This window comes from Pseudoalteromonas sp. M8, assembly GCF_018141365.1.
Lineage (GTDB): Bacteria > Pseudomonadota > Gammaproteobacteria > Enterobacterales > Alteromonadaceae > Pseudoalteromonas.
In genome coordinates this window covers 3938872-3962453 of record NZ_CP047240.1, presented here as the reverse complement: position 1 = coordinate 3962453, position 23582 = coordinate 3938872, and the positions used below count along the sequence as shown (strand labels likewise).

Genomic DNA, 23582 nt, shown 5'->3' with positions numbered 1-23582 from the left:
TTTTGATTTTAATTTACAGAATGAAGCGGCTTAAATCTTCATCCTGAACAAGCATGTCTAAATGCTGTTCAACGTAGGCGGCATCAATCGTCAAGGTATCACCAGCCTTTTCACTGGCATCGAATGAAATCTCTTCCATCAGCTTTTCCATCACAGTGTGAAGGCGACGCGCACCGATGTTTTCAGTTTTCTCGTTGACCTGATATGCAGCTTCAGCCAGTTTAGTGATAGCGTCATCGGTAAAGTCGATAGTGACGTCTTCTGTTTTCAGTAGCGCTTGTTGCTGCTCTGTAAGAGATGCATTTGGCTCAGTTAGAATACGTTTGAAATCACCCGCAGTTAGTGCTTCTAGTTCAACGCGAATAGGTAAACGACCTTGTAGTTCAGGGATTAAATCCGACGGCTTGGCCATTTGGAACGCACCTGACGCGATAAATAAAATGTGGTCGGTTTTTACCATGCCGTGTTTAGTATTAACGGTTGAACCTTCGATAAGTGGTAGTAAGTCGCGTTGTACACCTTCACGGCTAACATCTGGGCCAGAAGATTCTCCGCGCTTACAAATTTTATCGATTTCATCAATAAACACGATACCGTTTTGTTCAACTGACTCAATAGCTTGCTCTTTAAGCTCTTCTGGATTAACAAGCTTTGCAGCTTCTTCTTCAATCAATAGCTTAAGTGCTTCTTTAATTTTCAGCTTACGGTTCTTTTTCTTGTCACCCGACATGTTTTGGAACATGCTCTGTAGCTGGCTGGTCATTTCTTCCATACCGGGAGGTGACATGATCTCAACATGAGGCGCCGTTTCTGCGATGTCGATCTCAATTTCTTTGTCGTCTAACTGACCTTCACGTAGTTTCTTACGAAATACTTGACGTGTTGACGAATTTTCATTTGGCTGAGACTCACCCCAAGCGTCTTTTGCTGGTGGCAAAAGTGCATCTAAAATACGCTCTTCGGCGGCTTCTTCAGCGCGGAATTTGAATTTCTTGGTTTGCTGTTCACGTGTTAGTTTAAAAGAAACTTCGACTAGATCGCGGATGATGGTTTCAACTTCTTTACCAACATAACCCACTTCGGTGAACTTAGTCGCTTCTACTTTGATAAATGGTGCGTTAGCAAGCTTTGCTAGACGGCGGGCAATTTCAGTTTTACCTACACCCGTTGGGCCGATCATCAAAATATTCTTGGGTGTAACTTCTGCACGCAGCTCTTCATCAAGCTGCATACGACGCCAACGGTTGCGCAGTGCAATCGCGACGGCTTTTTTGGCTTTGTCCTGACCGATAATATGTTGATCAAGCTCGTGCACAATCTCTCTTGGAGTCATAGCTGTCATGACGAGTCCTATTACAATTCTTCGATAGTTTGGAAATTATTGGTAAATACGCAGATATCGCCGGCGATCTTCAGGCTCTTTTCCACGATTTCTTTCGCACTTAAGTCTGTATTTTCAAGTAGTGCGGTTGCAGCCGCCTGTGCGAAGTTACCACCACTGCCGATAGCAATAAGATCATGCTCTGGCTGCACCACGTCGCCGTTACCTGTGATGATAAGCGAGGCGGTTTCATCGGCTACCGCAAGTAGGGCTTCAAGCCTTCTTAATGCTCTGTCGGTACGCCAGTCTTTTGCCATTTCTACGGCTGCTTTAGTGAGATGGCCTTGGTGCATCTCTAGCTTTGCTTCAAAGCGTTCAAATAATGTAAATGCATCAGCTGTACCGCCAGCGAAACCTGCCAGTACTTTACCATTGTATAGACGACGTACTTTACGTGCGTTGCCTTTCATAACTGTGTTACCAAGCGAAACTTGGCCATCACCGCCGATAACCACTTTGTCATCGCGACGAACACTAACGATGGTAGTCATAGTAATCCTTATCTGGGCCTGTGCCCGTGTAACTCTAGATTAGTAGGAAATATGGGTGGACTTATAAAAATCAAGTCCAGCCCCAAATCCCGCAGCCAAATATCCCAACGCGTTGTAATTTGTTTTTATCGCTTTCTGCTAAACGCTTGGTATCGTAGGGGCCAAGACGGACACGATACCAGACACCGTTACTCCCTTCGGTACGACGGATCTCCGCGATTAATCCAGCAAACGCAACTTTGGCTTTCATGGCTTCGGCTTGGCTATGGGTTCTAAATGAACCACACTGCATTTGATAGGGACCTTTGCTCTCGATCTCTTTAACTTCGACCTTGATTTCATGATTTTTAATTTCTTCAATGAACTCAGGTGGGCGAGGCTTTGGTTTAATAACCTTTTGCTCGGCAACTGGGTGTGGGTTTTTGGCTTGCTCTACTTCTTTAGGATCGGCATTGGTTTTTATAAACCAAAGACCGTAGGCAAACCCTCCGATTAGTAGAAATGCAAAAATAGCAGCAATAACAGGAAATTTCGCCGATTTTTCTGGCTTGTCTTTCCCCTTGCCTTTAGGTTTCTTATTGATGTAATCGTGCTGTGCCATAGGTTATTTGATTTTAATAGCTATCCATTGGATCAACATCTATGCTCCAGCGTACTCGATTGGCAGACTCATGCGTAGCGATATAGCGCGCAAGTTGCGAAAGGTAGTCCCGCAGCACAGTGCGTTGTTGTGCGTGTATGTGTAATTGATATCTGAACTTTCCAGCTATTCGTTCAAGTGGTGCTGGAATTGGACCCAGCAATTGTATACCAGGATAGGGGGTAGCAGGAACCAAATCCGACAAAAAGCGCAATACTGTATTTATATTTGTTGCCTCGGCGCGGATGATAGCTAAGTGTGCGAAGGGGGGAAGCATAGCTTCTTCACGCTCTTGTAAGGCATATCGCGCGAAGTCGCCATAACCATTATTAATTAAATCTTGCAATAATGGATGTTCTGGAAAATGCGTTTGCAATAACACGGTTCCCGCTTCACCGGCACGTCCGGCTCGTCCAGCAACTTGCGTAATGAGCTGTGCCATTTGCTCGGTTGCTCTAAAGTCACAAGAGTAAAGTCCTGAGTCCACATCCAAGATAATCACAAGGCTGACATCGGCAAAGTGGTGGCCCTTGGCAAGCATTTGAGTGCCGACCAGAATTCGCGCGCCACCTTGATTAATTTCTTCAAGGGCGCTTTCAAGGCTGCCCTTACGGCGCGTAGAATCTCGGTCAATGCGAGTAACGGGAATATCAGTGAAGCGTTCGCTTAAAAAGCCTTCGAGTTGTTCTGTACCAAGCCCTGTGGGCATGATTTGGGTGCTGCCGCAATCTGGACACTGTCTCGGTACAAAGTCCTGTTCACCACAATGATGGCATACCAAGCGGTTCATGTTTTTATGGTACGTGGCGCTGGTAGAGCAATGTTTACAGGTATTAAGCCATCCGCATTCGTGACACATCAATGTTGGTGCAAAGCCCCGACGATTTAGAAACACCATAACTTGCTTACCGCGAGCGAGTGTTTTTTCCATCCAATGTAAACTCATTGGTGAAAACCCGCCTTGTTCTGGCTGACCTTTCATGTCGACAAGGTGAAATTGGTTGTCGTGCTGGGTCTGCGCTCGTTTACTCAGTGTGACGAGTTGATATTTGTTGGTAATGGCTTTGTGTAATGTTTCTAATGCCGGTGTTGCGGTTCCCAAAAGCAAAGGGCAGTGTGCCTGATGCGCTCGAAATGCAGCGAGATCTCTGGCGTGATAGCGCAGGCCTTCTTGCTGTTTAAACGAGTTGTCGTGCTCTTCGTCAACGATGATCATGCCGAGATTTTGAAATGGCAAAAAAATGGCCGAGCGAGTACCGATGACCAAAGCGCTCAGACCCTTTTCGGCGCGACGCCAAGTATGTAGGCGTTCGTTATCGGTTAGATTTGAATGCCATAAATCAATGGGCAGGTTATTAAAGCGTTTTTTGAAGCGGTTGACCGTTTGTGGTGTGAGTCCAATTTCAGGCACTAAGATCAGTGCTTGTTTACCCGCTTTTATTATGTTTTCAAGGCTCTGTAAGTAGACTTCGGTTTTACCACTTCCCGTTACACCTTCGATTAAAAAGGTACGGTAACCGACTTGTGCATTAACGGCGCTGCAAATAGTCGCTTGCTGGTCGTTTAGGCGTGGCTTTTCGCCTAGCTGTAATTCGTTTTGCGACCAATCACTATCATGCTCAATAGATTGTGAGATAAGCGCTTTTTCTTCTAATGCTTTAATTGTTTGGCTAGCAAATCCGAGCGCTTTGAGTTCACTTAATTTTATTGCACCACCTTCATATAATTGAGAAAGCAGCGCTTGTTGCTTTTTGGCTCGCAGTGTTGGTAGTTTCTGCCCTTTTTCCGTTAATCTGACGATAGGGATCTGAGTTTTGTCTGGGCTTCCACCATCTCTGAGTACTGCCGGTAGTGCTGTGAATAAGGTATCGCCAATTGGATGACAGTAATACTGGGAGACAAAGTGTAAAAAGCTAAGTTGTGCTTGATTAAAGACAGGATGCTCGTCCAACACCTCAATAATTTGCTTGAGTTTTTCTTTTGGTACATCGGTGTCGTCTTTTTTAGCAAGCGCAATCGCTGTGCAGCGACGGTTGGCAAAATTGACGGTGACTCTCATTCCTGCTTCAACTTGCATGGTTGGTGCTAGCAAATAGTCGAATGTTCGGTGCAGTGGCAGCTTTAAAGCTACTTCAAGAATGAGCATGTATTACAATTCCATAAAGTGAGCGCAGTGACGAAGTATATACCTAAGGTGGTACGAATTGAAAACGTACTCTGCGACGGTGATAAAAAACTCTGAAATATCGCTTGTAGATTGTTCAGTTAAGCACTAAAATACGCGTCCACATTTTTGTATAACTACGTATGGTGCCAGACTTCGGGTTTGGAGAGCGATACGGCCTTAACTAGAGGTTGCTATGAAAGAAGGTATTCACCCTAATTACGAGACGATCACTGCATCGTGCTCTTGCGGTAACAAGTTCGAAACTCGTTCAACGCTATGTAAAGATATTCACCTAGACGTATGTTCTGCATGTCACCCGTTCTACACTGGTAAGCAGAAGATCCTTGACACAGGTGGCCGTGTAGATCGCTTTAACAAGCGTTTCGGTGCACTTAGCAGCAAGAAGTAATCTTGTTGGTCTAGTCGAAAAAAGCACCTTTAGGGTGCTTTTTTTGTGCCTGTTTGAAAATACCTTCTCGATTTATACATCCTATTCTGCATCAGCAGATAGACCGTCAGTCATCCCGTCTTATTGTGTCTTTTATTCTTCTAAAATAAAAAACTTGCCAGTTTGGCAGCAAAACTTTACTGATCTCTTGGGTAGAGTAAAAACTCTATTTAGCAGATAAATATTCAACATTTACGAGCTTAAGTTGTGAAAATAATCAAAGCTCATATAGTAAATAGTATCAGGTATGAGCACTTAATATAAACTAAAGTCAGTATATTGCGATTAAATGTCGGTATCTTGACGTTAAAGTTAGTTAAGTTGCAATTTTCTTATTGTTTTTATAGTTGGTATACATTTGTGCTAATCTTATACATTCTGTGCTGATTTTAGCGTCTTGTTTTTTAAGTTTTAGTCATTTTATTTGTGAAATATTTCTTAAAATTGAGCTTATCTTCTCGGAAAAGTATAGAAAATACCATGCTAGTGGATAGACCTGATTTTACTTGAATAATGAGCAAAACTCGGTATTGTGTGAATACGGTCGATTAACTATATGTCCTATTGACATACCGCGACAGCAAAGCACATACGCTTGTTGAGTGGTTGAATGTCGTCGCTCATATAGTTAATCGCACTGTGTGTTGCTGTAACCAGCTAGCTAGGTTGCCAACATTCAGAATGCGAACGTTTACCACACTCTCACATTAACTTCGTAGGAAAATATCGCGCCATGACAGACTTTCGTCAACAAGCTCTAGATTATCACGAGAAGCCCGTTCCAGGTAAAATCAGTGTTGAACTCACTAAACCTGCCGAGACCGTAAAAGACTTAGCACTTGCATACAGCCCAGGTGTTGCAGAGCCAGTACGTGAAATCGCGGCTGATCCGGCGAATGCATACCGTTACACGGGTAAAGGAAATATGGTTGCGGTGATCAGTAATGGTACGGCAATTCTTGGCTTGGGTAACTTAGGTCCTTTGGCGTCAAAGCCTGTTATGGAAGGTAAGGCACTATTATTTAAGCGTTTTGCGGGCCTTGATTCAATCGATATCGAAGTTAAGCACAACACCACTGAAGACTTCATCAATACTGTGGCAAATATCGCAGACACATTTGGTGGTATTAACCTTGAAGATATTAAAGCGCCAGAGTGTTTTGAAATTGAGCGCGCGCTAATTGAACGTTGTGACGTTCCTGTATTCCATGATGATCAGCACGGCACTGCAATTGTAACCGCTGCGGGTATGCTGAATGCGTTGGAAATCCAAGGTAAAGATATTCATGATGCGATTATTGTGTGTCTTGGCGCGGGTGCAGCCGCTATTGCTTGTATGGAATTACTGATCAAATGCGGTGCTCAACGTGAGCACATCTATATGCTGGACAGAAAAGGCGTGATCCATACTCGTCGTGATGACCTAAATGAATACAAAGAGCTGTTTGCAAACAACACGGATAAGCGTACGTTACAAGACGTGATTGCAGATGCGGACGTATTTGTTGGTGTTTCTGGCCCAGACTTACTTTCTGCTGAGGATCTAAAGCTAATGGCTGACAAGCCAGTGGTATTCGCTTGTTCTAACCCAGACCCTGAGATCAGCCCTGAAGTTGCACACGGTGCACGTAATGATTTGATCATGGCGACAGGCCGCTCGGATTATCCAAACCAAGTAAATAACGTGTTGTGTTTCCCGTTTATCTTCCGTGGTGCGCTTGATGTACGCGCAACCGCTATCAATGACGAGATGAAGATTGCAGCGGTTGAAGCAATTAGAACGATTGCGAAAGAGCCTGTACCTGCTGAAGTGTTAAAAGCGGCTGACGTAGATAGTCTAGAGTTTGGTCCTGAGTATATTATTCCAAAACCAATGGATCCACGTTTGTTACCTCGTATCGCAAAAGCGGTAGCGGTAGCTGCAATTGAATCAGGCGTGGCACAAATCGATATGCCAGCTGGATATATGGAATAATACCATTGGTATTATTCAAATGAAAAAGCCTCGATTGAGGCTTTTTTTGTGTCTGTATTTCCAGAGCGAAAGAGCAGTTATCACTCTTCGTTTATTTCTGGGATCTCCAAACCGCGCTCTTCCATTATTTGTCTTACCTCTAAAGGAATACGCTCTGGATTATCTTTTCTCAAGTCTTCATCGCTCGGCAGTGGCTGACCTGTGAAGGCATGTAGAAACGCCTCACATAAAAGCTCACTGTTCGTGGCATGACGTAAGTTATTCACTTGGCGACGTGTACGCTCATCAGTTAGCACTTTGAGTACATTCAGAGGTATGCTCACCGTGATCTTTTTTACTTGCTCTGCTTTCTTACCGTGTTCTGCATATGGGTGAATATACTCACCGTTCCATTTTGCCATAATTGTGTACTTGCCTCAGTTACATCAATGCCAATATGACTGGGTTCTGGTCTACATTATTCACCAACCGCATGAATATAGGGATAACCTTACGAATTAAAGATAAATCCCAAACTCAAATAGATGAATAAACTAATCCGCCATAGCGAGATAGAAGAATCTCTGCCATAGTTTTCAATAACTCAGTCGTATTAGCAACGCCTAGAGTGGCGAAATTTTATCGGTTTAAAAAAGATAGTCAAATACTAGTTATTTAGCCATTTAGCAGTATAAATGTTTTGACTTCTGGTTTCTGTTGCTCTAACCTTTTAGACGTCTAAACATCCAACTATCTAGGTGACCTTATGAGTCAAGTTAATAAATCGACGGTAGCAGTGCGTCACGGTATAGAAGCTGATAAAGCGCATGGGGCAGTAGTGCCACCGCTTTACCTTTCTACCACCTATTCTTTTGCCGATTTTGATACCAAACGCGACTACGATTATGGCCGCAGCGGTAACTTTAATCGTGATGTGCTTGCACAGGCACTTACCGAACTTGAAGGTGGTGCTCGTGGTATTATTACCGCCACTGGCATGGCTGCCGTTCACCTAGTAACTCAACTGCTTAACCATGACGATACGCTGGTTATTCCACATGACTGCTATGGTGGTAGCTATCGCTTGTTTACATCGCTTGCAAAGCGTGGATTGCTCAAATTAACAGTCTTGGATCTCACGCAACCTGAAAGTCTTGCGCAGCTGCAGCAGATCAAACCTAAATTAGTTTGGATTGAAACACCAAGTAACCCAATTTTGCGGTTAACGGATATAGAAGCTGTCGTAAATGCAGCACACGCTGTGGGGGCTTTGGTCGCCGCTGACAACACCTTCTTGTCTCCTGCATTACAAAACCCCATTGCCTTTGGCGTGGATGTCGTCGTGCATTCAACCACTAAATATATCAATGGTCATTCTGATGTAGTGGGGGGCGCGGTGATCGCGCGTACTCTGGAATTGGGTGATGAGTTAGCTTGGTGGGCGAATAATATCGGTATTACCGGTGCACCTTTTGATAGTTACCTTACCCTACGTGGACTGCGCACCTTAAATGTGCGTTTACGCCAACATCAAGAAAATGCTCAGCTTATTGCAGAATATTTAGAAAAGTCGCCGTATGTTAGCCAAGTTTATTACCCTGGCCTTGAGTCGCATCCTCAACACGAACTTGCGAAAAAACAACAGCTCGGCTTTGGTGGCATGGTGAGCTTTGATATCAAAGGCGATCTGCAAACATCTGCGAAGTTTTTAACGTCTCTAACGCACTTTTCATTGGCAGAATCTTTAGGTGGGGTTGAGAGTCTTATTTGTCATCCAGCGACGATGACACACGCGGGTATGGATCCGCAAGCACGTTTAGAAGCGGGAGTGGGCGACACGTTGATTCGTATTTCTGTAGGCATTGAAGATGCACAGGATCTCATTGCAGATCTGGAAGCGGGATTTGCATGTATTGATGAAAGTCAGGCGAGTGATGATGCTAAGTCATTCAAATTAACGCCTGCACATACAGTAGCGTTGTGGTGAGTAAATGGCAAAAGTAGTACATAAGTTTGGTGGTTCGAGTTTAAGCTCGCCAGAGCGTTATCAGGCGGTTGCCAAGATAGTGTTAGAGCAATGTCAACTAGGTGACAGTGTTGTGGTTTCTGCTGCAGGAAAAACAACGAATACCCTAGTGAAGTTATGGCAAAGCTTTGAGCAGCAAGATGTTCGCGCATTCAACGATGTTTTATTACAAGTTGAAAATCATCAACGTGAATTAATTGATGCCCTGTTTGTAGGTGAACAACACAGTGTGTTACTCAAACAGCTTGTCAATGAGCTGCAAGCAATCGCTTTAGGACGAGAAGAACAGCATCTTCACTACGCGAGTTTACTTGCACATGGAGAGCTATGGTCGGCTCGTATATTAGCAAACTACCTAAGTTCTCAAGGTATCGAAGCCAAAGCTATCGACGCTCGTACGTTATTTGTACAACAAGAGGGGGTGTTACTACACGCCCATAACAAAGAAGCGTGCTATCGCGCAATTGATGATCACGCTATCTATATCGTTACCGGTTTTATTGCCGCAAATGCACAAGGTGAAACGGTGACTTTAGGCCGAAATGGCAGTGACTATAGCGCGACTTTGTTGGCAAGTTATCTTGATGCGGCTCAAGTATCAATTTGGACGGATACAACAGGTGTATTCAGTACTGATCCACGTAAAGTCGCTAATGCCATAAAATACACTAAGGTATGTCGTGGCCAAGCTGAATTACTCGCACGATTAGGTAATCCGGTATTACATGCAAAAACGCTGTCTCCACTTAAAGATACCGATATAAAACTACAAGTTCGTAGCAGCTTTGACGCTGATGCGCTTGGCACTGAGATAGTAAAGGCAGGCTATAGCAAAGAGAAGCGCTTTATTACCACTTTTGGACAACTTGACCTGTTACGCGTTGAGCAGCTAAAAAGTGGTGAAGTAAAACAGCTAAGCCAGCTTATCCAGCATAGCATTCATCATTTTGTTAAAGGTGGAGAGGCACACTTACTGGTGCCATCTGAGTTTAGCCATGCTGTGATCAAAGCGCTGGATTCGCGGGCCAATATTATTGAATCACAAGTACAAGGCTTTGCTATTGTTGCCCCAAGTCAGGATGTCGCTGGCTTACATCAGCAGGCACTGGAGCTATTGGATGAACATGCGATTGTCACCCGTTTTGTGCTGCAAGAGCGTCATTACAGCTTAGTGTTAACCGATCAAGCAATTGATAGCGATCTACTTGCTATATTGCACGAGCGTTTGGTGAATAAAGGCCGGGAGCTTGCAGTGATTGTGGCGGGTGTTGGCAACGTGGGTGAAGTGTTTATCGAACAATGCAAAAACCAAGTCGCTAAGCTGAGTGAGCACTTTGATCTTAAGTTGGTTGGCCTACTGCGTTCTAAGCAAATGTTGTTCTGTCCAAGCGGGTTGAATTTAGCATTGTGGCAACAGCAATGGCAAAATGAGGCCATCGAATACAATGAAGCAGAGCTATTCACTCGTATTAAAGAGCTAGATTACGAGCATAAAGTGGTGGTCGATATTACTGCGAGCGAGCGTTTCAGCGAGTTGTATCCGCAGTTTGTTGAACATGACTGTCATTTGATCAGCGCCAATAAATATGCCGGCACGGCACAACAAGGTTGGTACTCAAAGCTGCGTCAGCAGTTACAAGAGCGTAACCTTTTATGGCGTTACAATACCAGTGTTGGCGCAGGTCTTCCCATTAACTTTGCATTGGCTGATCTGCAAAATAGTGGTGATGAAGTGGTGAGAATTGAAGGCGTCTTTTCCGGCACTTTATCTTGGCTTTGTAGTCGCTATGATGGTTCTGAAGCATTTTCTGAGTTAGTGCTTGGGGCGCAAGAACTTGGTTTTACCGAGCCCGATCCGCGCGAAGATCTATCTGGCCGTGATATGCAGCGTAAGCTTTTGATCTTAGCACGAGAGTTAGGCATTGAGCTTGAGCTTGACGATATTGAATTAGAGGCGTTAATGCCAGAGTCCTTGAGTGTGGGTTCATGGCAAACGTTTTTAGAAAATCGCCAGCAACTCGATGACTTTTATGCGACACACTATGCAAAGGCCACAGCGAATGACGCTGCGCTTCGTTATACTGGTGCGCTTGAAATTGCAAGCAATGGCAAAGTGTCTGCAAAAGTAGGCATTGCACAGGTACCAAACGGCTCGGCAATCGCGAATTTAACACCGGGTGATAATATTTTTGTGATCCACACTAAATGGTATGAACAAAATCCACTGGTGATCCAAGGCCCGGGGCAGGTAAAGAAGTGACAGCAGCGGGAATACATTCCGATTTATTCTGGCTGACGCAAAATCTAAAATAACTCTTTTAAGAAAATAGATATAATACAACTGATATAAGACAAAAATGCCGATACATCTGTATCGGCATTTCTATTTTAGAATAACTCTTCGTGAGTCGGTAGCGGCGCGGTATCGTCAAACGGTGTGCTGCTATCCGTATCCAATACGTACTTGGTTGGGGCCGTACCTTGCTCGAAATATTCAAACCGAGATGTGTAATCGTTCTTGCGAGACAAAAGCCCTGTCTTTAAGTCAATCCGAGTTGAGATAAGCCCAGGAGGCGGCTCTATCGGGGCCAAAGGCTCATCTCTCAGTGCCTCACGCATAAAGTCTATCCAAGCAGGTTGTGCTGAAATTGCCCCGGCTTCTGCGCCAACAAGTTGATTATCACCAAGGTTAGCGTTGTAGGCCGCACGACCCAAGGATTTACTCGCATCGTCAAAGCCAACCCAAACTGTGGTGAGGACATTACGGTTAAAGCCCGTAAACCAAGTATCTACAGAGTCGTTGGTGGTACCCGTTTTTCCAGCAAGGTCACGACGTTTTAACCATTGACCACGCCAGCCTGTGCCGCTCCAGCCCGTGTCGTGTTTCCAGCTACCGCCACCCCAGATAGCACTGTGAAGTGCATCGGCAATCAGAAATGCGTTTTGCTCCGAAATCACTTGCGGTGCACAGCGCTCAGGTTGTTCTTCCAGCTGCTGCTCGTCGCAGACTAATAACGGCTCTGCCGAACCCAGCTCGGTACCAAATGAGTCGGTAATTCTATCGATAAAGTACGGCTCAATGAGGTGACCGCCATTGGCAAAAGTGGCCATGCCGCGCGCCATTTCAATAGGAGTCAGTGCAGCACTACCAAGCGCCAATGACTCACTGCGATTAATATCAGCGTCTTGGAAACCAAATTTAAGCAAATGATCAGCGGCCTTATTTATGCCAACGCCTTTGATCAAACGAACAGATACCACGTTTTTCGATTGTGCGAGCGCTCGGCGAATACGGATTGGGCCGTTATACACTTCAGGGCTATTCTTCGGACGCCAAGCCACGCCAACGCTTCTGTCCCAATGATTAATCGGGGCATCATTAAGAATGGTGGCTAGGGTATAGCCATTTTCTAATGCGGATGAATAAATAAAGGGTTTGATGTTTGAACCCACCTGACGCTTAGCTTGGGTAGCACGATTGTATTGGCTAAGCTCAAAGCTGTAGCCACCCACAATCGCCTTGACACGCCCATCCTGCGGGTCGAGTGAGACGAGGGCACTGGATGCCTGCGGCAATTGACTTAACATCCAGCCGTCGTCTTGTTTGCGTACAAACACTTGCATGCCCGGCGCGAGGATATCTGCGGTTGTTTTTGGTGGTAGGCTTTGACGCGTTTCACTGATGTATTGTCTGGCCCAACTTAAGCCTGACCATTCCAATGTAATTTGCTCACCGGTTTTTAAGAGCAGGTCGGCCGTTTTCTCTGCAATGCTTAGCACCACAGCTGCTTTTAACGGCCCAATTTCATTGACCTTTTTAAGGCGAGTAATAATGCCTTCATAGCTTAGCGGCGATTCCGTTTCAGCATGCCAATAGGTTTCTTCTGCGCCTCTAAAGCCGTGACGCATATCGTAGGCATGTAAATTATCAACTAATGCATGCTGAGCAGCCTGTTGCATGTCAGACTCCACACTGGTGTAAACTTTCATGCCTGAGTTATAAGCTTTATCAGTACCATAACGCTCAACCATATAGGCGCGAACCATTTCAGAAATATAAGGTGCATACAGCTCGATTTCGGCGCCATGGAATTTAGCCGTGATAGGAGCTTGTGTCGCCTCACTATATTCTGCGCGGGTAATATACTTTTCAGCAAGCATTCGTCCGAGCACAACATTCCGGCGCAATTGCGCGCGCTCTGGGTTACGAATTGGATTTAACGCAGAAGGCGCTTTTGGCAGGCCTGCAATCATTGCCATTTCTGCTAAAGTTAATTCTGATAGTGAGCGACCGTAGTAGACTTGCGCTGCAGCACCTATACCAAAGGCGCGATTGCCCAGTTCAATTTTGTTTAAGTAAAGCTCAAAAATTTCATCTTTCGTTAATAGTTGCTCAATATGCAACGCAATAAAGATTTCTTTCACTTTACGAATATAGGCTTTCTCTCTTGTTAAGAAGAAGTTTCTGGCAAGTTGCATGGTGAGCGTACTGGCTCCCTGCTTTTTTTGCCCTGTGGTGATAAGTACTATAGCGGAGCGGACGATACCTATCGGATCAATACCGAAATGATCGTAAAAGCGGTTATCTTCTGTCGCTAAGAATGCCTTTCGCATGGGGAGTGGAACATCCTGCAAACGTACAGGGATCCTGCGCTTTTCACCAAATTGATTGATGAGTTTTCCGTCTCGTGTAAAGACTTGCATGGGTGTTTGTAGTTGAACATCTTTCAAAACCTCTACACTTGGTATGTCAGATTTGACATAATAATAAAGACTGATAAGTGTCAACACGCCTAAAAGGGTACAAACAAAAACGAATTGTAAAAATCTTTTCAATAATTTCACGGAATTATCCCTAGTTAGACTCCCAATTACAGGTAGACACTGCTAGTATATCTTGATTAAAAAACGATTAATATTTTTGTGTGCTAAATTTTTATGGTACACAGTCTTAAAAGGAAACGGGCGCTTCACATGCTGAGCCAACTACTAAAAAAACAAGCACCTCTGATGATAGGGATCGATATTGGCTCCCATTGTGTCAAAGCGGTGTTGCTGTCGAAGACAAGTTCCAGCTACCGAGTAGAAGCCGTTGCGATTGAACCTATTCCGAAAGGAGCAGTAAATGAAAGGGCCATTCAAGACATTGAAGCGATCGGCAACGCGATAACTAAAATGAAGCGGCGCATTCCAAAGCTCACGCAATATGCAGCAGTTGCCGTATCCGGTCAGACCGTGATTACAAAAGTGATCTTTATGGATGTGTCATTAACTGATGCTGAACTCGAGTCTCAGATAGCAATAGAAGCAGATAGCCTGATCCCTTACCCGTTAGATGAAGTTAGTCTAGATTTTGAAAAAATTGGAGTAAACGAAGCCGATCCGTCAAAAATGAATGTGCTGCTCTCTGCGGCTCGTACCGAAAGCGTGCAAGCACGGGTTGGCGCATTGGAAGAAGCGGGTTTCAAAGCGAAAGTTGTTGATGTAGAAAACTACGCACTAAGTAGAGCCATGGATGTCATTTACCCTGAACTGCCAAATGATGCCTTTGATAAAATCGTAGCAATGATAGATATTGGCGCAGTGCTTATGCTGATTAGCGTTATTCAATCTGGGAAAACGATTTACACTCGTGACCAAGTGTTTGGTGGTGAGCAATATACCAACAGCATTGTTGCTTATTACAACAAAACCTACGATGAAGCAGAACTGGCGAAAACGACGGGGGATTTACCTCCAAACTATACCTTTGAAGTCTTGGCTCCTTTCCAAACTTCTATGCTGCAGCAAATTCGTCGAGCAGTGCAAATGTTTATGACGACCAGTGGTAAAGATCATATCGATTACATCGTGTTGACGGGTGGAACGGCTTTAGTGGATGGCTTAGATAAACTGCTCATTGATGAGCTTGGGATCCACACAATAGTGGCAGACCCGTTTACTGATATGGAGATTGCACCAAAAGTAGATAGGCATGTGCTGCAAAAGCATAAAGCGCAATTCGCCTTAGCGACAGGCTTGGCATTAAGGAGCTTCTCATCATGCCACATATAAATTTGCTTCCTTGGCGCGAGCAGCAAAGGCAAGCGTCGCAACAAATCTTTCTGACTATCATTGCGGTGATCATCGCGGCTTGTCTGTTGTTAATGTACATGCTTGGCAGCTTCTATGACGGCTTAAAAACCGGGCAAGAAATTAAAAACCGCTATCTCGAAAGCGAGATCACTCAACTAGATTCACGGATAGTTGCGATTAACGACCTGAATAAGCAAAAAGAAAATTTACAGCGCCGTATTCGGCTTATTGAGGAGTTGCAACTCAACCGCAGTCTCGGCACGCAAATTATCGATGAAATAGCGCGAGTGGTTCCGGCTGGGGTTTATCTCACCAGTCTTGAGCGGCAAGACAATATGATCAAAGTCATTGGTCGGAGTGAATCAAACAACCGCTTATCGCAAATGCTACGACAAGTTGAATCATCATATTTAATAGAGCGGCCGGTGATCCAAGGCATAGTAGCCGGTGAGCAAAGTTCAAAATTACTGAGTGATTTTACGATGCACTTTTATATTAAGTCTCATGACGACATCCACTTAGCCGATAAAGCGAAATAGGGCGGAGGCACAGTGCATGAATTTTGACTTAAACAGTTTAAAAGAAATAGATTGGAATGAGCTGGAGCTCGATAATATTGGTCATTGGCCATTTCCTGTAAAAGTTTTATGCTCCGTTCTGGTGGTTTTACTAATGATGGTATTGGGTTATAACCTGATGGTCTCAAGTTCCATTGACCGCTACGACCAAGCGGTTAAAAAAGAGCAAGAGCTGAGAACGAGCTACCGGATTAAATACGCAAGAGCAAACAATCTAGAGCTATATAAACAGCAAATGATTGATATGGAAGCGCAATTCACTGAGCTGTTGAGACGACTGCCAAGCTCCAACGAAACGCCTGGACTACTTGATGATCTGACTTACGTTGGTACCTCAAGCGGATTAACCTTCCTAAAAATTGGCTGGATGCCAGAGGTACGTAAAGAGTTTTATACCGAATTGCCTATTAAGCTAGAAGTGATAGGTAAGTATCATGAATTTGGTCAGTTTGTGAGTAAGGTATCTGAATTACCTCGTATAGTCAGCCTACATGATTTTAGAATCGAAAATGCAGGAAATGGCGAGCTGGTATTTAGTGTTGTGGCAAAAACTTATCGTTATGAGCAAGGAGGTCAGAAATGATCCGACTGATGCTCTGCGTGACCTCGTTGATGTTCATCTCGGGTTGTAATGATAGTACTGCAGAACAAAAAGAATTTATTGATCAGGTAAAAGCAAGCTCAACACCAAAAATCGAGCCTATACCTGAAATGCAAAATTATGAGCCATTTAAGTATAGCGCTTCAGAATTGCGTAGCCCTTTTGTTGCGCCCCAGCCTGAAGTGATTGAAAATAAACTAGTTCAAATTAAAAACTGTTTACACCCAGATCCAGACAGAGATCGCTATCCATTGGAGAAATTTCCGTTGGATAATCTACGTATGAAAGGCATTATTGCCAAGTCTGATGGTCGTTGGGCGCTAATCGAAGCGGCGACGCAAGGCTTGTATCGTGTAAAGCGTGGTGAATATATGGGCCTGTATCATGGCAAAGTGCTGAGTGTACATGCCGATCATTTAGAATTATTAGAATTGATCCCAGATGGAACGGGATGTTGGAAAGAAAGGCTAACAAAAGTGGAAATGTTAGAAGCGGAACAAGGTGGCACGAGTGAATACTAACAATAACGTTATAAAATCAACCATTAAAAGCACTCGAACATTATGGCGTTCTGTGCTCGGTGTTGCCTTAGTTGGCCTTTCGTCAATTACGCATGCCATTCCTATGTTGTATGACATTCGCTATAACCCCGTTCCGACAGGGGAAACTCAGCTACAACTGGTGTTTGATGAAAAACTCAATACAGAGCCACAAGTTCGTGTTGTCGGCGAAAGCACCAGTATTGAATTGTTTTTCCAGCAGGCTGAGTTTGAAGAAAGCTTAAAAGCTCTGAGTATTGATAAAGCTGGTATTCAAGGCATTACCAGTGAACTCAGAGATGGTGGTTTTGCCGTTTCCATCAACATGGATGAGCTGAAGCTATATAAAACCGAGGTTAAGAATAACCTTGTGATAGTGGAAGTGTCTAATAAACCGATTGTCTCTGAACAAGATCAAAGTCAAAAAGTCACTGCGTTTATCAACCAAATTCAAGCTATCGATTTTCGTCGCGGTGAGAAAGGTGAAGCTAAAGTACTTGCGTTTCTTGAGCACAACCAAGCGGCCATCGATGTACAAGAGCGCGGTGGTAAAATCATTGCGGACTTCCACCATATCGATATTGCAGAAGACCTGCTATACGAACTCGATGTGTTAGATTTTGGCACTGTGGTATCTCGCATAGAAACCTTTAAAGAAGACAATAAAAGCCGCATTGTGATTGAGCCAAATGCGGCATTCAAGTTTACCTATCAACAGCTTGATAACATCTTTACCTTATCAGTTGAAAAAGACGAAGGTAATAAAACCTTTGGCGATAAAAAAGAGTATAGAGGTCAGCCGATCACGTTGAATTTTCAGGATATTCCAATTCGCTCCGTACTACAGATCATCGCCGATACAAACAACTTTAACCTAGTAACGAGTGACACCGTATCTGGCAATATAACCTTGCGTTTAGATGGTGTACCTTGGGATCAAGCGCTTGATGTTGTGTTACGTGTGAAAGGGCTAGATAAGCGTATGGATGGCTCTATTTTGATGGTCGCGCCATCTGAAGAGCTCGCTGCTAGAGAAGCCAAGGAATTACAAGCGCGTCAGCAAGTAGAAGAGCTGGAACCATTATATAGCGAGTATATTCAACTTAATTACGCGAAAGCGGAAGAGTTTGCTGACTTACTCAAAACCGATATCAACTCTATTATTAGTCATCGTGGTAGTGTATCGGTTGATAAACGTACCAATACTTTATTAATTAAAGACACCTCACGCAGTATTGAAAGTGTACGTCGGATGGTTGAAACCTTAGATGTGCCGGTAAAACAGGTGCGTATAGAGTCACGCATGGTTACTGTAGATGACACAGTACAAGAAGACTTAGGTGTCCGCTGGGGCTTTAGCGATCAGCAAGGCAGTGATGCCATCTCTGGTACGCTAGACGGTGCGAATGCGCTATCCAATGGCAATATTCCGTCTTTGGAAAACCGCTTAAACGTTAATTTAGGCGTAAAAGGAGTCCCTGCTGGCAGTATTGGTATGCACATTGCGAAACTAGCTGATGGCACTTTGATAGATCTTGAGTTGTCTGCATTGGAGCAAGAAAATAAAGGTGAGATAATCGCGACGCCAAGCATCACGACAGCTAACCAGAAAAAGGCGCGTATCGAGCAAGGTACAGAGATTCCTTACGTAGAGGCATCATCAAGTGGTGCAACGACGGTGAGCTTCAAAAAAGCGGTTTTAAGCTTGGAGGTGACACCGCAAATCACACCTGATAATAAAATAATTCTCGACTTAGTGATTACACAAGACACTAAAGGTGATACCGTGCAAACGCCAAATGGCCCGGCGACGGCAATCAATACCCAAGAGATCCAAACACAAGTACTGGTCGAAAATGGTCAAACTATCGTACTGGGTGGTATCTATCAGCAAGAAGTGAAAACGGCAGTAAGTAAGATCCCAATTTTGGGCGATATCCCATATTTAGGTCTATTGTTTAAGAACTCTCGTGATATTAATGAAAAGCGAGAATTGCTGATATTTGTGACGCCTAAGATCATTCAAGACAGTTTATAGGCCCGTTGACAGTAAAAGTATTGCGCTTTTTGCGTGGTTTGACTTGAAATTGTTCACGGATTACTGAGATAATCCCCTCCTTAATTTTGGGGCCAGGTCGTTAGGCGGGGTTTTATTTCAAATTTTAGAGTTCGTTTGTACTAAAAAGATATGGCTGAGAAACGTAATATATTTCTAGTAGGCCCGATGGGGGCTGGTAAAAGCACGATTGGTCGTCACATTGCAGATCAATTACACCTTGAATTTTTCGATTCGGATCAGGAAATTGAGCGCCGCACAGGTGCCGATATTTCTTGGGTGTTCGATATCGAGGGCGAAGAGGGGTTCCGCAAGCGTGAAGAAAGCGTCATCTCTGACCTAACAGAAATGCAAGGCATTGTGTTAGCGACAGGTGGTGGCTCTGTGATCAGCAAAGAAGTGCGCAACAAGTTGTCTGCGCGCGGTATTGTTGTTTACCTAGAAACGCCGATCGAAAAACAGGTAGCTCGTACTCAGCGTGATAAGCGTCGTCCATTACTACAAACCAGTGAAGACTCACGTGACGTACTAGAGCGCTTAGCTGATGAGCGTGAACCACTATATAGAGAAGTGGCAGATCACGTTGTTCGCACGGATGAGCAAAGCGCTAAAGTAGTTGCAAACCAAATTATTGAAAAATTAGATTTCTAATATAACAACACCGTAGGAGGGACGCCATGCTTGAATTAAAGGTTGATTTAAACGAGCGGAGCTATCCCATCTTTATCGGTGAACATCTCTTATCTGATGAAGGACGACTTAAGCAGTATGTTGGGCAAAGTCGTCCTGTTATCATCACCAACACCACCATAGCACCTTTATATTTAGACAATCTTTTAGCGATATTTGACGCTCAAAAACCGCTACATTTTGTTATCCCTGATGGTGAACAATACAAATCGCTAGAATGGTTTGAAAAGATTTCTGCCTTTTTGCTCGAGCATAATTGTGGTCGTGATACGTGTTTGATTGCCCTCGGTGGCGGTGTGGTTGGCGATTTGACTGGTTTTGTTGCGGCATGCTACCAGCGCGGTGTTCCGTTTATTCAAATCCCTACGACTTTGCTGTCACAAGTAGATTCATCGGTTGGTGGTAAAACAGCGGTAAATCATCCGCTAGGTAAAAACATGATTGGTGCTTTCTATCAGCCAAAAGCGGTTTTTATCGACACCAAGACCTTAAGTACATTGCCTGCAAGAGAGTTTGCTGCGGGTATGGCTGAAGTCATTAAATATGCGTTGATCTATGACGCATCTTTTCTTGATACATTAACGGATCAGCATCCTCAGCTCAGCGCACTAGATGCTGAAAGCCTTCAACAAGTTATTTATAAGTGTTGTGCGATAAAAGCCGAGATCGTCGCCAAAGACGAAACCGAAGCGGGATTGCGTGCATTACTTAATCTGGGTCACACCTTTGGCCATGCGATTGAAGCGCAAATGGGCTATGGTAATTGGTTGCATGGTGAAGCCGTTGCTGCCGGTATGATGATAGCTGCAAATTTGGCTTGTCAGCGCGGCGCGCTTAGTACTACTGATGTTGAAAAGATCCGTCGTGTTATTGCGCTTTATCAATTACCGACAGAAGCGCCAAGCGAGATGACCGCAGCGCAGTTTTTACAACATATGCGCAAAGACAAAAAGAACAAACAAGGCAAAATTCGCTTTATTCTTCCTACGCAACTAGGCCAATGTGCGCTAGTGGATGATGTTAGCGATGAAACCGTGGTAACTCTAATAGGTCGTTAAATGCAGTCGCAAATTTTACCAAGCAGAGCTGCATTGGTAGATAGAATTGCTATGCAATTCGACTATGGCCAAAACCTGATAACCTTAGTTGGCTCTTCAGGTCTTGGTAAAAGCTACCTTGCGGAATCGTTTCTTACTGATAAATACCCAGACTTTAACAAAGCGTTTGTAAAGCTGACTGCCAATACTCAAGAGTTTGATGTGGTACGGCAGCTGCTTGAGCATAGCTTTCGCAGTCCTCTCATTGATCAGAAGTTATCTCTAAGTGAAAACTTCATGTTGCTCCATGATGAACAAGCCTGTGGGCCATGTTTATGGGTGTTAGACAACGTCAGGCATTTAACCCAAGAGCTTGCGGAACAACTACAAAAGCTCGCAAAATCTTCTCGCGAAACAATTTACATACTCGCTACGGCGCAGCAGCCTCAGCTGATCCCTGAAAGTCTGGATATTCATATCGAGCCTTTATCCGTGCTCGAGAGTAAGCGCTTGATGAGCATGTTTTACAAAGACTTACCGCCTGACGAAGATCCTATTTTTAATACGTTTGTTGCTGAAGCTCGAGGTAATCCGAGTGTTTTACTTTCTTGGCAGCCACAGCAGCAGAGTCTAAATTTACGTGAACAAAGCTCCAAAGTAGGTAGCAAATCACAATGGCAATGGTATGTCATTGCGCTTTGTTTGGTATTAACAGCGTTGATGGTTGCTTTAGTGTATAAGCAAGAATTAAAACGATACTGGACACCGACTCAAGGTGATGAAGAAACAGTAGCCACCGCTATTGATGCGCAAGAGGTATTTGAGGCGCCAAATACCACAGTTGAAAAAGTTGAAATTGAAAACGACTTGCAACCAGAGTTGCCAACCGAAGCGCCAACGCAAGTCGAAACAGCGGCTGTTGGCAGTATTTTATCTGCACTAACCGAAACAAAAGAAGATACGACAAACAACAATAACGCACTATCAGAGCAAGCGGTTACACCTGAAAAAGCCGATGTTGATAGTACTCCTGCCACTTTATCGCCAGTAACAGAGCTTCAGCACGCGGAGCCTGAACTATTGACGGGAAACCCTTGGTATCTCAGTCGCTCAGATGGTGAATGGGTGATCCAGTTACTTGCAGTGACAGAAAGTGAGATTGCAGCTGGGTTTATGGCGGAGCATAACGAGGTAGTAACACAGCAGTTTACTGTTTTAAGAAATGGCCGAACTTGGTTTGTAGTTACTACTGATGCTTACGAGAGTTTGGCATCAGCGAAGCAAGCAAAGGCAGTATTGCCAGAAGCGCTACAAAAAGGTCAGCCATTTTTTAAGAGAATGAGTAAAATTAAACAAGAAATTACTCAGTCTCTCGGTAATTAGCCACATTTAGTGTAAAATCGCGCAACCACTAACGACATAGAACGAGCATGCAACAAAAGACTAGAGCCTTCTTAAAATGGGCAGGCGGAAAATACAGCTTAGTAGAAGATATTTCTAAGCGCCTACAAGCAGCAAGTAATGAAGCCGACACGCTAGTAGAACCTTTTGTTGGAGCGGGATCTGTTTTCCTTAACACTCAGTTTAAGCATTATGTCTTAAATGACATTAACGCTGATCTTATCAACCTGTATAAAGAGTTGAAGCGTATTCCTGATGAATTTATCAGTGACGCTAAAAGGCTATTCGTCGAGCTGAATAACCATCCAGATGCGTATTACGCGTATCGACAACAGTTTAACGAAAGCATTGATGTGTATGAGCGTGCGATTCTATTTCTATATATGAACCGCCATGGCTACAATGGTTTATGTCGTTATAACCTCAAGGGGATCTTTAACGTCCCTTTTGGTAAATACAAAAAGCCTTACTTTCCAGAGCGCGAGTTATATGTGTTTGCTGAAAAGGCTCAACAGGCTACTTTCACCTGTCAAAGTTACAGCCAAGTATTTGAAACCATGCCAAAGAATGCGGTAGTGTATTGCGATCCTCCGTATGTACCTTTGAGCAAAACTGCGTCATTTACTAGCTATGCAAAAGGCGGCTTTAACTTAGACGATCAAGCACAGCTGGCGAATCTTGCGGAAACTGCGGCTTTTGAAAAGCAAACGCCAGTGTTAATCTCCAATCACGATACGGTGTGGACACGAAAGATTTACAATCAAGCGAAGCTAGATGTGATAAAGGTGAAACGTACAATTAGCCCAAAGGGTAATGGGCGGAATAAAGTTGACGAGCTAATGGCGCTATATCACCGTTCGTAATTTGCAGCGGCATAAAAGACTAAGCCAAAACTACACCATTTACAAACCAAATTAAGCCAATGACAAAAGCGGCGACAAAAACGATGCCCGCAAAAGCAAACGGCCAAAAATGCTTTTTGTTAAAGTCATATGCTTGTTTTTGACCGCTCTGCACACCAAACATTGCCGCACAGACACTTTGAATTAACGCGAATTTACTATTGGAAGAAGCCATAGTGTTTACCTCTTACCAGTTGATTGGCTCAACTGGTATTAGTAAGGAGATGAAACTTTACTACTGCTTTGATTGTCTTTAGAGCCAAGTAATAACTCAAGCAAATCCAAATAATGGAATTGGCCACTCGAACTACCGCCAGTCAACCACGCAGCCCAACTGGTGTGCGCTTCTTGCTGACATTCCACTGCATTTATTCGACTGCTTAAATTGCCAGTGCTACAAGTGCATGCGGAGTAATTTGCGGCAAGACTTTCATCATTGTCGAAAGAAAATACCCCTGCCGACACGGCTAATACCGTCCCAAGCAGAGCAATCCGTGCTTTATATCTAGAAACCATAACCCTATCCCCAGAAGTTAAATATCACATAATGATACACAATGTTCGTTTATTGCACAATCATAAAGCGCCTTAAATCG

At 44.0% G+C, this 23582-nt stretch carries 20 protein-coding genes and 1 pseudogene; 13 read left to right on the top strand and 8 right to left on the bottom strand.

Annotation, left to right across the window (positions count from 1 at the left end; all coding sequences use genetic code 11):
- Positions 1-13 precede the first annotated feature (13 nt).
- The 4 genes from hslU to priA all read right to left on the bottom strand — a co-directional run bounded on the left by hslU (position 14) and on the right by priA (position 4658).
- Positions 14-1342: an HslU--HslV peptidase ATPase subunit gene (gene hslU, locus GSF13_RS22640; RefSeq protein ID WP_010607051.1), complete on the bottom strand. Its 1329-nt coding sequence runs from the start codon at positions 1340-1342 to the stop codon at positions 14-16.
- Positions 1343-1353: 11 nt separating this feature from the next.
- Positions 1354-1872: an ATP-dependent protease subunit HslV gene (gene hslV, locus GSF13_RS22635; RefSeq protein WP_010368932.1), complete on the bottom strand. Its 519-nt coding sequence runs from the start codon at positions 1870-1872 to the stop codon at positions 1354-1356.
- A 70-nt stretch (positions 1873-1942) separates the two neighbouring features.
- Positions 1943-2473 (bottom strand): SPOR domain-containing protein, encoded by a 531-nt coding sequence (locus GSF13_RS22630; RefSeq protein WP_017217264.1) that lies wholly within the window; start codon positions 2471-2473, stop codon positions 1943-1945.
- A 13-nt stretch (positions 2474-2486) separates the two neighbouring features.
- Positions 2487-4658, bottom strand: coding sequence for a primosomal protein N' (priA, locus tag GSF13_RS22625; RefSeq protein ID WP_010607052.1), 2172 nt, complete (start codon positions 4656-4658; stop codon positions 2487-2489).
- 214 nt (positions 4659-4872) lie between these two features.
- On the opposite strand from priA, the gene rpmE reads away from it, so the two are divergent.
- Together rpmE and GSF13_RS22615 are read left to right on the top strand one after the other, a co-directional pair.
- Positions 4873-5088: a 50S ribosomal protein L31 gene (gene rpmE / locus GSF13_RS22620; protein ID WP_010607053.1), complete on the top strand. Its 216-nt coding sequence runs from the start codon at positions 4873-4875 to the stop codon at positions 5086-5088.
- 772 nt (positions 5089-5860) lie between these two features.
- Complete coding sequence (locus GSF13_RS22615) at positions 5861-7102, top strand: malic enzyme-like NAD(P)-binding protein (protein ID WP_069020522.1); 1242 nt, start codon at positions 5861-5863, stop codon at positions 7100-7102.
- Between the two features lie 80 nt (positions 7103-7182).
- On the opposite strand, the gene metJ is transcribed toward GSF13_RS22615, so the two are convergent.
- Positions 7183-7503, bottom strand: a complete 321-nt coding sequence (gene metJ, locus GSF13_RS22610; RefSeq protein WP_010368921.1) for a met regulon transcriptional regulator MetJ — start codon at positions 7501-7503, stop codon at positions 7183-7185.
- 344 nt (positions 7504-7847) lie between these two features.
- Here metJ and metB point away from each other — a divergent pair, with 344 nt between their 5' ends.
- Positions 7848-9068, top strand: a complete 1221-nt coding sequence (gene metB, locus GSF13_RS22605) for a cystathionine gamma-synthase (protein WP_211867173.1) — start codon at positions 7848-7850, stop codon at positions 9066-9068.
- A gap of 4 nt (positions 9069-9072) precedes the next feature.
- Positions 9073-11420, top strand: a pseudogene (gene metL / locus GSF13_RS22600) (bifunctional aspartate kinase/homoserine dehydrogenase II).
- Between the two features lie 75 nt (positions 11421-11495).
- On the opposite strand, the gene GSF13_RS22595 reads toward metL, so the two are convergent.
- Positions 11496-13952, bottom strand: a complete 2457-nt coding sequence (locus GSF13_RS22595; protein WP_211867171.1) for a PBP1A family penicillin-binding protein — start codon at positions 13950-13952, stop codon at positions 11496-11498.
- A 129-nt stretch (positions 13953-14081) separates the two neighbouring features.
- Here GSF13_RS22595 and GSF13_RS22590 point away from each other — a divergent pair, with 129 nt between their 5' ends.
- From GSF13_RS22590 to GSF13_RS22550, 9 genes are all read left to right on the top strand, one after another.
- A complete protein-coding gene (locus GSF13_RS22590) occupies positions 14082-15161 on the top strand; it encodes a pilus assembly protein PilM (RefSeq protein ID WP_211867169.1) in 1080 nt (359 codons plus the stop codon).
- Positions 15149-15721 carry a PilN domain-containing protein gene (locus GSF13_RS22585; protein WP_010607058.1) on the top strand — a complete coding sequence of 191 codons (573 nt, stop codon included), beginning with the start codon at positions 15149-15151 and terminating at the stop codon, positions 15719-15721. Before GSF13_RS22590 ends, GSF13_RS22585 begins: the two co-directional genes overlap by 13 nt.
- Before the next feature lie 16 nt (positions 15722-15737).
- Positions 15738-16343 (top strand): type 4a pilus biogenesis protein PilO, encoded by a 606-nt coding sequence (locus tag GSF13_RS22580; protein WP_010607059.1) that lies wholly within the window; start codon positions 15738-15740, stop codon positions 16341-16343.
- Entirely contained in the window at positions 16340-16882 is a 543-nt protein-coding gene (locus GSF13_RS22575; RefSeq protein ID WP_010607060.1) for a pilus assembly protein PilP, read from the top strand. Before GSF13_RS22580 ends, GSF13_RS22575 begins: the two co-directional genes overlap by 4 nt.
- Positions 16872-18938 carry a type IV pilus secretin PilQ family protein gene (locus GSF13_RS22570; protein ID WP_206472681.1) on the top strand — a complete coding sequence of 689 codons (2067 nt, stop codon included), beginning with the start codon at positions 16872-16874 and terminating at the stop codon, positions 18936-18938. Before GSF13_RS22575 ends, GSF13_RS22570 begins: the two co-directional genes overlap by 11 nt.
- A gap of 150 nt (positions 18939-19088) precedes the next feature.
- Positions 19089-19607 (top strand): shikimate kinase AroK, encoded by a 519-nt coding sequence (gene aroK / locus GSF13_RS22565; RefSeq protein WP_010607062.1) that lies wholly within the window; start codon positions 19089-19091, stop codon positions 19605-19607.
- Between the two features lie 26 nt (positions 19608-19633).
- Positions 19634-20704: a 3-dehydroquinate synthase gene (gene aroB / locus GSF13_RS22560; protein WP_211867167.1), complete on the top strand. Its 1071-nt coding sequence runs from the start codon at positions 19634-19636 to the stop codon at positions 20702-20704.
- On the top strand, positions 20705-22066 hold the full coding sequence (locus GSF13_RS22555) for an AAA family ATPase (RefSeq protein ID WP_211867165.1): 1362 nt from the start codon (positions 20705-20707) through the stop codon (positions 22064-22066).
- Between the two features lie 47 nt (positions 22067-22113).
- Positions 22114-22947 (top strand): Dam family site-specific DNA-(adenine-N6)-methyltransferase, encoded by an 834-nt coding sequence (locus GSF13_RS22550; RefSeq protein ID WP_010607065.1) that lies wholly within the window; start codon positions 22114-22116, stop codon positions 22945-22947.
- A gap of 19 nt (positions 22948-22966) precedes the next feature.
- Here the strand turns inward: GSF13_RS22550 and GSF13_RS22545 are convergent, their stop codons facing one another.
- Positions 22967-23161 (bottom strand): DUF2970 domain-containing protein, encoded by a 195-nt coding sequence (locus tag GSF13_RS22545; protein ID WP_010607066.1) that lies wholly within the window; start codon positions 23159-23161, stop codon positions 22967-22969.
- Positions 23162-23199: 38 nt separating this feature from the next.
- The gene (locus GSF13_RS22540) at positions 23200-23502 is read right to left on the bottom strand and encodes a hypothetical protein (RefSeq protein WP_010368894.1); all 303 of its coding nucleotides are present in this window, start codon (positions 23500-23502) and stop codon (positions 23200-23202) included.
- Between the last annotated feature and the right edge of the window lie 80 nt (positions 23503-23582).

What these genes read in the sequence shown, in the direction of transcription:
- hslU (WP_010607051.1), bottom strand. Translation starts at nt 1,342, where the DNA reads ATGACAGCTATGACTCCAAGAGAGATTGTGCACGAGCTTGATCAACAT.
- hslV (WP_010368932.1), bottom strand. Translation starts at nt 1,872, where the DNA reads ATGACTACCATCGTTAGTGTTCGTCGCGATGACAAAGTGGTTATCGGC.
- GSF13_RS22630 (WP_017217264.1), bottom strand. Translation starts at nt 2,473, where the DNA reads ATGGCACAGCACGATTACATCAATAAGAAACCTAAAGGCAAGGGGAAA.
- priA (WP_010607052.1), bottom strand. Translation starts at nt 4,658, where the DNA reads ATGCTCATTCTTGAAGTAGCTTTAAAGCTGCCACTGCACCGAACATTC.
- rpmE (WP_010607053.1), top strand. Translation starts at nt 4,873, where the DNA reads ATGAAAGAAGGTATTCACCCTAATTACGAGACGATCACTGCATCGTGC.
- GSF13_RS22615 (WP_069020522.1), top strand. Translation starts at nt 5,861, where the DNA reads ATGACAGACTTTCGTCAACAAGCTCTAGATTATCACGAGAAGCCCGTT.
- metJ (WP_010368921.1), bottom strand. Translation starts at nt 7,503, where the DNA reads ATGGCAAAATGGAACGGTGAGTATATTCACCCATATGCAGAACACGGT.
- metB (WP_211867173.1), top strand. Translation starts at nt 7,848, where the DNA reads ATGAGTCAAGTTAATAAATCGACGGTAGCAGTGCGTCACGGTATAGAA.
- GSF13_RS22590 (WP_211867169.1), top strand. Translation starts at nt 14,082, where the DNA reads ATGCTGAGCCAACTACTAAAAAAACAAGCACCTCTGATGATAGGGATC.
- GSF13_RS22585 (WP_010607058.1), top strand. Translation starts at nt 15,149, where the DNA reads ATGCCACATATAAATTTGCTTCCTTGGCGCGAGCAGCAAAGGCAAGCG.
- GSF13_RS22580 (WP_010607059.1), top strand. Translation starts at nt 15,738, where the DNA reads ATGAATTTTGACTTAAACAGTTTAAAAGAAATAGATTGGAATGAGCTG.
- GSF13_RS22575 (WP_010607060.1), top strand. Translation starts at nt 16,340, where the DNA reads ATGATCCGACTGATGCTCTGCGTGACCTCGTTGATGTTCATCTCGGGT.
- aroK (WP_010607062.1), top strand. Translation starts at nt 19,089, where the DNA reads ATGGCTGAGAAACGTAATATATTTCTAGTAGGCCCGATGGGGGCTGGT.
- aroB (WP_211867167.1), top strand. Translation starts at nt 19,634, where the DNA reads ATGCTTGAATTAAAGGTTGATTTAAACGAGCGGAGCTATCCCATCTTT.
- GSF13_RS22555 (WP_211867165.1), top strand. Translation starts at nt 20,705, where the DNA reads ATGCAGTCGCAAATTTTACCAAGCAGAGCTGCATTGGTAGATAGAATT.
- GSF13_RS22550 (WP_010607065.1), top strand. Translation starts at nt 22,114, where the DNA reads ATGCAACAAAAGACTAGAGCCTTCTTAAAATGGGCAGGCGGAAAATAC.
- GSF13_RS22545 (WP_010607066.1), bottom strand. Translation starts at nt 23,161, where the DNA reads ATGGCTTCTTCCAATAGTAAATTCGCGTTAATTCAAAGTGTCTGTGCG.
- GSF13_RS22540 (WP_010368894.1), bottom strand. Translation starts at nt 23,502, where the DNA reads ATGGTTTCTAGATATAAAGCACGGATTGCTCTGCTTGGGACGGTATTA.